The organism is Nostoc sp. (genome assembly GCF_036919595.1).
GTDB lineage: Bacteria > Cyanobacteriota > Cyanobacteriia > Cyanobacteriales > Nostocaceae > Nostoc.
On record NZ_JBALCO010000151.1, the window covers coordinates 30,961 to 44,209 of the forward strand.

The 13,249-nt window shown below is 39.9% G+C and carries 9 protein-coding genes; all 9 read left to right on the forward strand.

Annotation, left to right across the window (positions count from 1 at the left end; genetic code table 11):
- Positions 1–83: 83 nt before the first annotated feature.
- On the forward strand, positions 84–1,091 hold the full coding sequence (locus tag V7K21_RS23240) for a glycosyltransferase family 2 protein (protein ID WP_335177552.1): 1,008 nt from the start codon (positions 84–86) through the stop codon (positions 1,089–1,091).
- 50 nt (positions 1,092–1,141) lie between these two features.
- The gene (locus V7K21_RS23245; protein ID WP_335177553.1) at positions 1,142–1,993 is read left to right on the forward strand and encodes a phytanoyl-CoA dioxygenase; all 852 of its coding nucleotides are present in this window, start codon (positions 1,142–1,144) and stop codon (positions 1,991–1,993) included.
- A gap of 451 nt (positions 1,994–2,444) precedes the next feature.
- Positions 2,445–3,002 carry a dTDP-4-dehydrorhamnose 3,5-epimerase gene (gene rfbC / locus V7K21_RS23250; protein ID WP_298915869.1) on the forward strand — a complete coding sequence of 186 codons (558 nt, stop codon included), beginning with the start codon at positions 2,445–2,447 and terminating at the stop codon, positions 3,000–3,002.
- Positions 3,003–3,176: 174 nt separating this feature from the next.
- Entirely contained in the window at positions 3,177–4,415 is a 1,239-nt protein-coding gene (locus V7K21_RS23255; RefSeq protein WP_335177554.1) for a glycosyltransferase, read from the forward strand.
- Between the two features lie 254 nt (positions 4,416–4,669).
- Positions 4,670–5,983 carry an NAD(P)H-dependent oxidoreductase gene (locus V7K21_RS23260; RefSeq protein ID WP_335177555.1) on the forward strand — a complete coding sequence of 438 codons (1,314 nt, stop codon included), beginning with the start codon at positions 4,670–4,672 and terminating at the stop codon, positions 5,981–5,983.
- 332 nt (positions 5,984–6,315) lie between these two features.
- Positions 6,316–7,416, forward strand: a complete 1,101-nt coding sequence (locus V7K21_RS23265) for a glycosyltransferase (protein ID WP_335177556.1) — start codon at positions 6,316–6,318, stop codon at positions 7,414–7,416.
- A 147-nt stretch (positions 7,417–7,563) separates the two neighbouring features.
- The gene (locus V7K21_RS23270) at positions 7,564–9,789 is read left to right on the forward strand and encodes a GumC family protein (RefSeq protein WP_335177557.1); all 2,226 of its coding nucleotides are present in this window, start codon (positions 7,564–7,566) and stop codon (positions 9,787–9,789) included.
- Positions 9,790–10,433: 644 nt separating this feature from the next.
- Entirely contained in the window at positions 10,434–11,153 is a 720-nt protein-coding gene (gene hepC / locus V7K21_RS23275) for a heterocyst development glycosyltransferase HepC (protein WP_335177558.1), read from the forward strand.
- 153 nt (positions 11,154–11,306) lie between these two features.
- Complete coding sequence (gene hepA / locus V7K21_RS23280) at positions 11,307–13,157, forward strand: heterocyst formation ABC transporter subunit HepA (protein WP_335177559.1); 1,851 nt, start codon at positions 11,307–11,309, stop codon at positions 13,155–13,157.
- Positions 13,158–13,249 lie beyond the last annotated feature (92 nt).

Sequence of the window (13,249 nt, forward strand, 5' to 3'; positions counted from 1 at the left end):
AATTGTCAATAAATTGATTGTTAATCCTAACTGTTGACAATGACCACTCATATACGAATTTAATTAATTACTAAGCTATTCCCATGCAAAAATTACTGACTATTGCTATACCGACTTATAATCGTGCTAAGTTACTTGATAAACAGTTAGCATGGTTGGCTCAAGCTATCAAAGCTTTTGAAGATGAATGTGAGATTTTAGTTTCTGATAATTGTTCAACAGATAATACTCAGGAAGTGATCCAAAAATGGCAATTAACACTTAGCAACATTACATTTAAATCAAATAAAAACTCTAAAAATTTAGGCGTAGTCAAAAATATTATGTATTGCCTAAATTCTACTACAACAAAATATGTTTGGACAATCGGTGATGATGACCCAATTCAAGATAAAGCCATTGCTTATGTCATCAATAAACTCAGACGACATGAAAATTTATCATTATTGTTCCTTAACTTTTCCGGTCGCAACCAAATTACTGGTGAACCAGTCCATCCACCAACAATTGTTGGTAATCGCTGGTTTGATATTGATAGTGAAGATGGTGATGGTAATGGTAAAGCCATATTTGAACATTGTTTTTCAAAAAGTGTTGGTGCAGTAATTTTTCTGACTGCTACAGTCTACCGTACTGACCTAGTAAAACGTGCTCTAAAAAATTGGCCAGACGCTGAGAATAACTGGATATCTTTAGCATATTTAGCCGGATATTGTGCTGCTAATGGCATTGTAATTGTCACTAAAGAGATTTATTTAGAATGTGTTGTTGGTGTGAGTTATTGGCAGAAAGAACCAAAGTCTGCACTGTTAATGCAATACAAACACATCCCCGAAGTGATTTTGAAATTAGAGCAGAGTGGATATTCTAAGCAGTTTTGTCGGCGGATGCTTTTGCAGAACGGCAAAGAAGTCAACTTGAAAGTTTTCTTGGGTGCTTTAAGAAGATGGCCGATGTCCGCTATCAAAACAGTAGTTCCATTTTTAGCTTTAGTCAGCTTGTGTGCTTTGGACGTGATGGTTTCTAAAGAGTTTAGGTTAGCAGAATCAAGTGAAATATCTACTCAAGAAGTGCAAAGCTATAAGCCATAAGCTACTAAATTACTGATAAATATACATCGAAACTAGAAGGAATGTACGACATGTTTATCGCCATTAAGCGCAAAATAGCTACACTGTCTTCTGACTTTCTATACCACATAGCCCGTTGGAAGCATAGCAGAAATCTGCCAGCATTGGAAAGAAGCGATCGCAACATCCTTAATGCTCTCAAGAAAGATGGTGTTTGCGTCACAACACTGGCAGATTTAGGGTTCCACTCTAACTCAGAACTGCTCAAAGCTGCTCACCATCAATTGTCTCAGATGGAAAATCTAAACAACGACCATATAGAGCAAAAGTTGCCGCAAATTTACACAGTTACAGGTTTACCAGAATTTTATGCCTGGGGGATCGAGATAAGGCTACTCAACATCATCGAAAATTATATCGGTCTTCCAATTGCTTTTCATGGTGTACATTTACGCAAAGATTTCAATAATAAACATCAGTTTGGGACGCTGCTATGGCATCGCGATGCAGAAGACCGCCGGATTATAAAAATCATTATTTACTTGAATGATGTAGACGAAAAAACTGGGCCTTTTGAATACATTCCCCGCTCTTTAACTCCCTTATTTAGTTGGAATTATTTTCAGCTTTACTACAAACTTTGGAAAGCAGGCTATATGGGTATCGATGATGAAGAAGTAAAACTAGTCATCCCCAAATCTGCTTGGAAATCCTGCCCAGGCCCAGCAGGTACAGTCATTCTTGTAGATACAAAGAATACTTTGCATCACGGCACAGTCCGCACAGAAGACCGATCAACACTATTCTTTTGTTACACCGCCAACCCTCCCGAACGACCACACCTCTGCACTCAATACTGGGATGATACTTATCCCAGAGTAGAGTTACGTTCTTCATCAGATGCAGTTAAAATTTCGACTTAGTACCCTTTCATAAAAAAATGTTTTAAAAGTCGTTAGTGATGTACTTTTAGATCCCCCTTAGCCCCCCTGGCTACCGTGTACACACAAGTCGAATTGGAAATCAAATGGACGAAAAAGAACAGAAAATTATTTTGAAACCTTTTGATTTTCTGTTAGAACTCTATCAAAAAACTGACACTATTGATAATCAGTTTGATCAACTCAAAAGCTTGGCAATATACAGTTTCTATCTTACCAGGCAAGGATTTTAGTACTTGTGTGTACACTGTAGCCTTTTTAAGGGGGATTTAGGGGGATCTTGATATTTTCCAAATATCCTCTTAGGTGGGTTACGTTCCTAACGACGCCTAGGAAGTTGTAGGTGATTAAATCCACATTTATTACTGTTATCTTTTGGTGCAAATACTAAGCAGTTAGCAAGTATTTTCTGTACTCAACATTAAGGAATCATATGATTTTCACTGAAACCGCACTCAAAGATGCACTCATTATTGATTTAGAAGAAAAACCAGACCACCGTGGTTTTTTTGCTCGCTCTTTCTGCGCTCAAGAATTTGAAGCACATGGCTTAAAGCCAACAGTTGCCCAATGTAACCTGTCTTTTAACTACAAAAAAGGCACTATTCGGGGAATGCACTATCAAGTTCTACCAGCAGCAGAAACGAAATTAATTCGCTGTACTAAAGGCGCTATCTATGACGTAATTATTGATATGCGTCCTGAATCTCCTAGCTTTTTATCACACATTGGTGTAGAATTAACTCCAGAAAACCGCCGTGCTTTGTATGTTCCAGAAATGTTTGCTCACGGCTATCAAGCACTCACAGATGAGACTGAAGTCGTATATCAAGTAAGTGAATTTTACACGCCAGGGTATGAGAGAGGTTTACGCTATGATGACCCATTTTTTAACATTGATTGGCCTCTAGATGTGACTGAAATATCTGAGAAAGATTTAAATTGGACTTTGTTGAGAATGATGGCTGTTGGCGGTACAACTTCCAGATAAGTATAGCAATATTAAATAACTCGTGAAATTACTTTTTAACCAAATTAAAAGTACGCAAATAGTGTAACTTCTTCAAAAAAATATTTCCCGAGTGAATTACGATTGATGTATATACAACTGTCATTTTCTAATTAACATTTTAGATGTTAACTTCATCAATTAAGGTATAAATAAATGCCAAACAGTATTTTATCTCGTGTTGGTGATACTATCTCTTTTGTCTCCAATAAAGTCCAAGATCGGATCAACTATGCCAAGACCTTACAAATTGTTTCCCTGAAGCCCAAACAGCCTTCCAAAGGAAATGTACTTCTTTCTTATCGGATTGAGCCATTCCTGATAAAACCAGGTCAGCCTATCCCTAATGACCAGAGTTGGAACTGGGAATGTCTACTAATCGCACAAACTTTTTTAGACATGGGCTATAACGTTGATGTTATCCAGTTCCATAATGATAAATTCGTTCCTCAAAAACACTACGCATTTTTCATTGATATCCGTCATCGTCTAGAAGCACTTGCACCAAAACTGAATAAAGATTGTATCAAGATTTTCCACGTTGACATTGCTAATATGGTATTTCGCAATGCAGCTGAATGCAATAGACTTCTAGAACTCCAACAGCGTCGAGGAATTACCTTACGTCCACAGCGATTTGAAACGCCCAATTTGGGAATTGAATATGCCGATTACGCTACCATATTGGGCAACAATTTCACAGTTGATACATTCAAATATGCCAACAAAGCAATGTATCGTATTCCAATTTCTTCGTCACTCGTTTATCCCTCTCCTGACGAGAAAGACTTTGAAGCGGTAAGAAAGCGTTTTCTGTGGTTTGGTGGTAGTGCTTTAGTTCTCAAAGGATTAGACTTAGTTTTAGATGCCTTTGCCCAAATGCCGGAATACCATTTAACAGTTTGTGGTCCGGTAAGTAATGACAAAGAATTTGAGCAAGCTTTCTATAAAGAACTGTATGAAACACCTAACATTCATACTTATGGTTGGATTGATGTTAGCAGTCCTGACTTTTTAAAGATTACAAATAGTTGTTTGGGACTTGTTTATCCTTCCGTTTCTGAGGGACAGGCAGGAGCAGTCATAACCAGCTTACAAGCTGGGTTAATTCCAATTTTAAGCTACGAATCTGGTGTGGATGTTCACGACTTTGGTGTGATTTTTGATAACCTTTCCCTTGAAGAAATTAAGGCGAAAGTTAGAAGTATTTCCGATTTGCCTGTAGAAGACCTAAAGCTGATGTCTCGTCAGGCATGGGAATATGCAAGAACAAATCATACCAAAGAAAAGTTTGCTCAAGCCTACAGAAATGCTGTGGAGCAAATTATCGAAAATCACAGCCAGAAAAAACAAACTGATTCTGTAGCATCTAGCAAACAGCTAGTTAGTACTTAGCTCTGGTGATTAGAAATTACAAAACCGTACAAACTGAGTCGGCGCGGGCTGATGAAAATTAACAAGGGGATTTTGCCCCTTGTTAAAACCCGCCTGCGCGAGTTTTACCTGTATAGCCGTGACTTATACGCTTGGTGCAAGCTAATCCTAATTCCCATAAAAATGTACTTAATATTTAGCTGTAACAAATTATTGAGTGCAAATTTATAGAGAATTTGTATCACAACCAACAGTTCCAAAAAGGAGTTTAGTTCATGATTATTATCGATCGCGCCTTACAAGCTCGTGCCGCAGCAGGAAATCCCATTAAAGTGGGAATGATTGGTGCTGGTTTCATGGGTCGAGGAATTGCCAACCAAATTGTCAATTCAGTGCCAGGAATGGAGTTAGTTGCTATCTCCAATCGTCAGATTGATGCAGCTAAACAAGCTTATTCGGAAGCAGGAATTGAGGATATTCAAGTTGTTGCAACTGTCAGCGAGTTAGAAGATGCGATCGCGAAAGGTAAGTATGCAGTCACAGAAGACGCTAAGTTACTGTGTCGGGCTGAGGGCATTGAGGCCATAATCGAAGTCACAGGTGCAGTGGAATTTGGCGCTCACATCGTTATGGAAGCGATCGCCCATTGCAAACATGTGATTATGATGAATGCCGAACTCGACGGCACCATTGGCCCCATCTTGAAAGTGTATGCCGACAAAGCAGGCGTCATCCTCAGCGCTTGTGATGGCGATCAGCCAGGGGTACAAATGAACCTTTACCGCTTTGTGAAAAGCATTGGTTTAACTCCCTTATTGTGCGGTAACATAAAAGGACTCCAAGACCCCTATCGCAATCCCACCACCCAGGAAGGATTTGCTAAACGTTGGGGTCAAAAGCCTCACATGGTGGCTAGCTTCGCCGACGGAACCAAAATTTCCTTTGAGCAAGCGATCGTTGCCAATGCCACAGGTATGAAAGTTGCCAAACGGGGAATGTTGGGATATGACTTCAATGGTTATGTCGATGAAATGGCTCAGATATATGATGTTGAACAACTCAAGGAACTGGGCGGTATTGTCGATTATGTAGTTGGAGCAAAACCTGGCCCAGGCGTATATGTATTTGCCACTCACGATGACCCCAAGCAACGCCACTATCTCAACTTATACAAATTAGGCGAAGGGCCTCTTTACAGCTTCTATACTCCTTATCACCTCTGTCATTTTGAAGTTCCCCTGTCCGTAGCGCGTGCTGTCCTATTCGGTGATGCCGTTATGTCTCCACTCGCAGGCCCGCTAGTAGATGTTGTCACCACTGCCAAAATTGACCTGAAAGCAGGAGAAACCCTAGATGGCATCGGTTACTACATGACCTACGGACAATGTGAAAATTCCCCCATCGTCCAACAGCAAAATCTCTTACCAATTGGTTTAGCCGAAGGATGTCGCCTGAAACGAGATATTACTAAGGATCAAGTCCTCACATACGAGGATGTAGAATTGCCTGAAGGCAGACTCTGCGACCAATTAAGAACTGAGCAAAACACTTATTTCGCCGCAGAGAAAATCTTAGTAGCAGTTGGGTAATATCGGTTCCAAAAATATTTGTAACAAATTAATTGGCTGTAGGGGCGTACAGCTGTACGTCCCTAGCAACGTATTTGTAGCAAGAATTTCGTGAAGAGGATAGGAAATTATACTGCTGAACACTAGCCACTTTTCACGTCATGTGGAACCTAACCCCCTAGCCCCCAACCCTACAAGGGTTGGGGAAATTCAAAACCACTCCCCTAAAAGGGGACAGGAATGGAAGTAAGGTCTTCGCTATACCGTGAAAAGTAAGCTGAACACTAAAGTTGTTGATAGTAACTTGCTGGGGAGCGTTCAAACAAACCTGATCGAAACTTTAGGTCAAATTCATGAAAATTGCTCTAGTCCATGATTATTTAACCCAGCGAGGTGGGGCAGAGCGTGTGTTTGAACTGCTTTGTAAACGCTATCCTGAAGCAGATATTTTCACATCTCTATACGACCCACAAAAAACTATTGATCTAGGCGATCGCATAGTCAATACAACCTTTTTACAAAAGATTCCCTATGCAGCAAAATATTTCAGGTCAATGGCTCCTCTATATTTTCCTGCCTTTCGTGCCTTGAATCTGCAAGACTACGATCTAATTATTAGCAGTAGCACTAGCTTCGCTAAAGCAGTACAAAAAAATCCCAATGCCCGCCACATTTGCTTTTGCCATAACGTCACCCGTTTCTTATGGGATACAGCGACTTATTTAAGAGAATACGGAGACTATAGATATTTTGCTCCTTTAATCGAACAAGTATTTCAAGTAATGAGAAAGGTAGACCTGAAATATGCACAGGAACCTGACCTTTACATTGCTAATTCTAGTGTTGTTGCCCGCCGGATAAAAAATGTTTATGGCAAACAGGCAATAATGGTTAACTATCCAATTGATACTAGTAAATTTGTTTTTTCAGATATAAAAGATGAATATTATCTGGCCTCAGCCCGGATGATCAGCTATAAGCGTCTTGATATAATAGTCGAAGCTTTTAATTGGCTGGGATGGCGGTTATTAATATCAGGTGACGGACCAGAACAAGCACGGCTAAAATCCAAAGCATTACAAAATATTGTGTTCTTGGGACACGTAAGTGATAGAACCCGCAAAGACTTATTTTCCAAAGCCAAGTCTATTATTGTCGCAGCCCTAGAAGACTACGGATTAGTTCCAGTAGAGGCTAATGCTAGTGGCACACCAGTCATCGCCTACGGAGCAGGTGGAGTATTAGATACTCAAATTCCAGGTGAAACAGGAGTCTTTTTCAAAAGACAAACACCCGAATCTCTACAAATTGCATTAATAGAAGCCAATGGCATTTCTTGGGATTACGATCGCATCCGTAATCATGCAGTAGCAAACTTTTCAGAAAATGCCTTCTTTAATAAAGTTGAGCAAATTATTAACCAAGCTTGTAGTGGGTATCAATTATTCATTTGATTTTTTAATCTCTGATCACTATAAGATTACCTATTTATTTTCTCTCTCGTCTTTGGCGGTTTGTTAAAAAATAGGTATTCTTCGGAGTATCTCTTAGCGTAAGTCTTGTTGGCATAGCCTTTCGTAGAAAAGACAAGGATAATAAAAGTGGTTCAAAGTAGTCTAAATCCTCATATAACTCCAACTTCTGAAACTGAACCAAGTTACGGACAAATGTTTGCCGTATTTGTCCGAAGATTTCCTTGGTTCTTAGCAGTATTAATTAGTTGTATTGCTCTTGCGGGTCTGGTAACTTTTAAGACAAAACCAACTTATAAAAGTTCGATGCAACTGCTAGTAGAACCTAACTATCAAGGTAAGACAGAAGGAGCAGGGTTAGACAACCAGTTTACCGACTCTAATGTTGTGATAGATACTGCAACTCAGCTTAACCTGATGCAGAGTTCAGGACTCATCCAAAAAGCAGTTGATAAACTTCAGTCTAATTATCCCGATATAACTTCAGCTGAAATTAAAGCTTCTTTGGTCTTAACTCAAATAAGGAGCAAAGAAGATAATGTCGCTACTAAAATCTTTCAAGTTGAATACACTGCTGGAGATCCAGAAAAAACACAAAAAGTTCTAAGTGCAATTCGACAAGTTTATGTGGAATATAACAAAGAACAACAGAATTCGCGTTTACAAAAAGGTCTGCAAATTATCAGGGAACAGTTAAGTAAAGCCAGTGAAGAAGTAAACGCGGCTGAGACAAATCTACAAAGATTTCGGAGAAATCAGAACTTAATTGATCCAGAGTCACAGGCCAAAGCTATTGAGACGGCTTTGAACAATATTGCCCAAGAGCGACAGACAACTCGTTCTCAGTATGGGGAAGCTTTGGCACGCCAAAAGTCCTTGGAAGAACAACTTAACCGTTCTCCCCAAAATGCTCTAGTTGCTTCCCGCCTGAGTCAGTCTACTCGCTATCAAGGCTTACTGAACGAAATCCAAAAAACAGAACTGGCATTAGCACAAGAACGCTTACGTTTTACAGATCAGACTCCAAGTGTAGAAAAGTTCAAAGAACAGCTTCAAAGCCAGAAGGAATTATTGCAACAAGAAGTAGGAAGGACTTTAGGCCCAAAATCTGCTGGTGCATTCAGTTCTGGAGACTCTCTCCTCGAAAAAGGACAGCTCGGTGAAATTGATCTCAGCCTTGCTGGTCAGCTAGTAGAAACACAGACCAATATAGTTGCTTTAACTGCTCGCGATCAAACTTTGGCCCAGAAAGAAAACGAGTTGCGTTTGGAAATTAAACGCTTCCCGCCTCTGTTGGCTTATTACAATCGGATGCTACCCCAGTTACAATTTAGTCGTGAAAGGTTAGAGCAGCTTTTAAGAGCAGAACAGCAATTGCGGCAAGAACTTTCCAAGGGTGGATTTAATTGGGAAGTGGTTGAAGATCCCCAAAAAGGCGCACAATTAGGCCCCAATCTCCAACAGAATTTGCTGTTAGGTGCTGTGGTTGGGTTTATGTTAGGAGGCATTGCTGCCTTTATTCGGGAATCGGCTGATGATGCAGTTCACACCACTGCTGAGTTAGAAAAGCAAATGGCTATGCCGTTGTTGGGAACAACTCCCAAGTTACCGCCAGCCAAACCCAGAGAATCAATGATCAAGTTACCTTTTGGTAAGCCAGAAGTTCTCGCCCCCTGGACAATTCAGGTATTACAATCTCCACCGCGTTGGGAATCGCTGGATCTGATTTACAAAAACATTGAACTTTTAAATACTGTTACTAACTTGAAATCTTTGATGATTACCTCGGCTTTAGCCGATGAGGGTAAGTCAGCTTTGGCGTTGGGTCTGGCGATGAGTGCTGCCCGTTTACACAAAAGGGTACTGCTGATTGATGCCAACTTACGTGATCCCAGTCTGCACCAACAACTGAATCTTCCTAATGAACAGGGGCTTTCAACTCTATTGGCTAGTGATGCAACTTTACCCAACCAGATTAGTTTTCAATACTCAGGTTCCGCCTACATCGATATTTTGACGGCTGGTCCCAAACCTACTGACCCAGCTAATCTGTTAAGTTCCCCTCGGATGATGCAATTAATGGCAGCATTTGAGGAAAACTATGATTTGGTACTCATAGATGCTCCCCCAGTTCTCGGTTTAGTGGATGCCATGCTCACCGCATCATCTTGTCGTAGCGTGGTCATGGTGGCAAGCATTGGTATTGTGACGCGAAGCCAGCTTACTCAAGCGACAGCCATGTTAAGTAAGTTAAATCTGATTGGGGTTGTAGCTAACGGGGTATCAAACTCTAGCAGTAATTACGTACCCTATATGAAACAACAATTAGCCCTACGACAAGCTGTGGAAAAGTAGCTAGTACGGCTACGATAGATCCCCAGATCCCCGATTTCTTAGAGAAGTCGGGGATCTAATTAGTTGAAATACAACACGCGGTAGGGTGGCACAACTGTGCTACCCTACGTTTTGATGAACAAAATTTAATTTTGCTCCTATCAGGAAAATTCCAGTATATTTATACTATCTTTATGAGTTTTCAGAGAAATCACTGGCTCTTTAAAGAGTAAATAAAGAATTTATTTGAGCGATCGCTATTTCTATATAGTCTTATATTCTAGAGATTAAAGCACCTTCATAAAGGCTAGAAGACAAGAGTGGACTGGTTTTGTTAAATATCTTGCTCCAATCAACACCTCAGTGCAATTAAACGTAGATATAGATTCATGGGTAATTTCCCTCTACATTTCTCTACTTTCAGTAGTTACCGGAAAAATACCGATTGCCCATGAATATTGATAGTAACGTTGATTAGTAGACCTCTACACCAGTAGAATTCTGCACGATATGTGCTTGGCTGAGTGGCAAATAGCAATAACATATTTTTGCCCTCAATTATCTCTAACTTTTTGGACTTACAACAAGATTCGGATTTGGGTCTTTGGCATTGATAGCCTTTGATAACGCCTCAGCAATTCACTCCTGTATAAACCCAAAGACATATGACAACTTCAATAATTCCAACTCTAGAGAATTTATATGATGTAACCCAGGAACACCAAGAGAATCGTGGGTACTGCACACTCCAGTGGCGGCGGGGTAAGCTGTTGGTGAAGCCGCCTGGACGAGTTAAACAACCATATCTGCCTTCATTAGATAGTAAGCGATCGTTAGTAGAATGCTTACAACATTCTCCTGTAAGTTTGGTAAGCATAGATCCAAAGCTGGGTGAGGCTTTGCTCAGGTTTTGGGCAGATGCATGTGAAGAAGCTAAAAAACCAATATTCCTAAGCATACCCGCTGGCAATAAAGTGCCTAACCAACCCTTGAGACAATTGCAGCGACTAATTGATTGGATTGCTGCTTTGGTGTTGTTGCTATTAGTAAGTCCAGTCATGTTGGGATTGATTCTGTTAATGCAGGTTTACTCGCCAGGCTCACTTTTTTGCCGTGAGTGGCGTGTTGGAGAACGAGGTAAACTCTTTCAAGCAATCAGGTTTTGCACACACAACATCACACCGCTAGGGCGTTGGATGGGTAAATACAGTCTGGACAATCTGCCCCAGTTATTTAACGTGCTACGGGGTGACATGAATTTGATCGGATCTCGTTGTTGGACTTTAGAAGATGCAGTACAGCTAAATAAACTACCAGAAGTTACGGCTTCATGGGAAGTAGAAGCACAGCCTCACTTGTTACATCTGGATAGCCAAACACTTTGAGAATTCAGAAGTCATAATTCTGACTCCTAACTCCTGATTTCTTTGTGAAACTGCACAAAGTCAGGCTTAGTAAGACTTGGGGCAAAATCCTTTTGTTTTATGCAACCTCACAGATAATCGGTATTAAATACCAAATTATTGTTAGAAAAATCCATGCATTTCCAACTTCCTCAACAACTTCGTAGTCTGTTCAAAGCTAGCAGCTTTTGGCAGGACAACTATTTGATATTGCAAGAATTTAAACACTTTCGTAAAATTGCAACTCTAGCTCTGATATTTTCGATTTTGGCAGCAACTTTTGAAGGTGTGAGTATTGGTTTTTTACTTTCCTTTTTGCAAAGCTTAACTAGTCCCAATGCTCAACCTGTCCAGACCGGAATACACTGGTTTGATATTTGGATTTTGGGAGCCAAGACATCGGCGATTAATCGTCTGTACCGCGTATCTCTCTTAATTTTATTAAGTACTTGGTTACGTGCAACCTTTAATTACTTTTCCCAAGTATACACTGAACTATCTCAACTACATCTTGCCGATCGCTTACGTAAGCAAGTTTTTGAACAGTTACAATCCTTGTCACTAAGTTACTTTGCCAAAACTCGTTCTGGTGAACTAATTAACACAATTACCACAGAAATTGAAAAAATCAGACAGGGTTTCAGTGGCACAGCCTTTTTAGTAACTAGAGGACTAACAACCTTTGTTTACTTAATATCAATGTTTTTAATCTCATGGCAACTAACACTAATTTCGGCATTACTATTTACACTTTTAGGTGTAGGGTTGTCCAATCTGAACGCTAGAGTCAGAGAATCAAGTTTTGGCATGACAACTGCTAATGCTAATTTTACATCAACAGCCATAGAATTTATTAATGGTATTCGCACTGTTCACTCCTGTGGTACTCAAGAATTTGAACGTCAGCGTTACTACAAAGCTAGCGACAAAGTAATAAGTAGTACCACTAAAGTTGTATTTACCTGGACACTTGTTAAGCCAATTGCTGAAGGCGTAGCGACTACCGTATTGATCGGAATGATTATTTTAGCGTTTACTAGCCTTGTTACCAATGGAACGCTACAAGTTGCTTCTTTGCTAACCTTTTTCTTTGTGCTATTTCGCTTTATCCCGTTTGTTCAAGATATTAATGGTACGAGAGCATATCTTAGCACTTTACATGGCTCGGCAGACAACGTTAAAAACATGTTAAAAAGTGATGGTAAATATTACTTTAAAAATGGCAAAGTTGAGTTTAAAGGGTTAAAAAGGTCAATAGATTTAGTATCTGTAGATTTTTCCTACGATGATGAGAATTTAGTGCTGCATAATATTACCCTTACTCTTGAAAAGGGAAAAATGACAGCATTAGTCGGAGCATCTGGTGCTGGTAAAACAACCCTTGCTGATTTAATTCCCCGATTTTATAATGCTACAGATGGATATCTTTACATTGATGAAATTGATGTCCGGCAGTTTGAAATTAACTCCCTACGTCGGAAAATAGCTGTCGTCAGTCAGGACACTTTTATCTTCAATACTAATGTTTGGCAGAATATTTCTTACGGTACTCCAGAAGCTACTAATGATGAAATTCAAGAGGCTGCCAAACTAGCGAATGCACTAGAATTTATTTTGGAAATGCCCGAAGGTTTTAATACCCAGCTTGGAGATAGAGGTGTTAGATTATCTGGAGGACAAAGGCAGCGAGTTGCTATTGCGCGTGCTTTACTGCGGAACCCAGAAATTTTGATTTTGGATGAAGCAACTAGCGCCTTAGATTCTGTATCTGAGCGCTTAATTCAAGATTCATTAGAAAAACTATCTGTTGGGAAAACAGTAATTGCGATCGCTCACCGTCTTTCTACTATTTCTAAAGCAGATAAAGTTGTAGTTTTAGAACAGGGACGGATAGTAGAGCAAGGTAAGTATCAAGAACTGCTGGAACTCAAAGGCAAGCTTTGGAAGTATCATCAAATGCAGTATGAAGTAAGGCAATCAGATTAGAAATAATATCCAATTACCAAAATACCTGCAACATATAAATCGGCTGTATATCCCTACAGCCGTAAGCCCCTACCTATGTATCTATATCAGTA

Coding starts and splice junctions, on each gene's coding strand:
- V7K21_RS23240 (WP_335177552.1), top strand. CDS start 84: ATGCAAAAATTACTGACTATTGCTATACCGACTTATAATCGTGCTAAG.
- V7K21_RS23245 (WP_335177553.1), top strand. CDS start 1,142: ATGTTTATCGCCATTAAGCGCAAAATAGCTACACTGTCTTCTGACTTT.
- hepA (WP_335177559.1), top strand. CDS start 11,307: ATGCATTTCCAACTTCCTCAACAACTTCGTAGTCTGTTCAAAGCTAGC.
- V7K21_RS23255 (WP_335177554.1), top strand. CDS start 3,177: ATGCCAAACAGTATTTTATCTCGTGTTGGTGATACTATCTCTTTTGTC.
- V7K21_RS23265 (WP_335177556.1), top strand. CDS start 6,316: ATGAAAATTGCTCTAGTCCATGATTATTTAACCCAGCGAGGTGGGGCA.
- rfbC (WP_298915869.1), top strand. CDS start 2,445: ATGATTTTCACTGAAACCGCACTCAAAGATGCACTCATTATTGATTTA.
- hepC (WP_335177558.1), top strand. CDS start 10,434: ATGACAACTTCAATAATTCCAACTCTAGAGAATTTATATGATGTAACC.
- V7K21_RS23260 (WP_335177555.1), top strand. CDS start 4,670: ATGATTATTATCGATCGCGCCTTACAAGCTCGTGCCGCAGCAGGAAAT.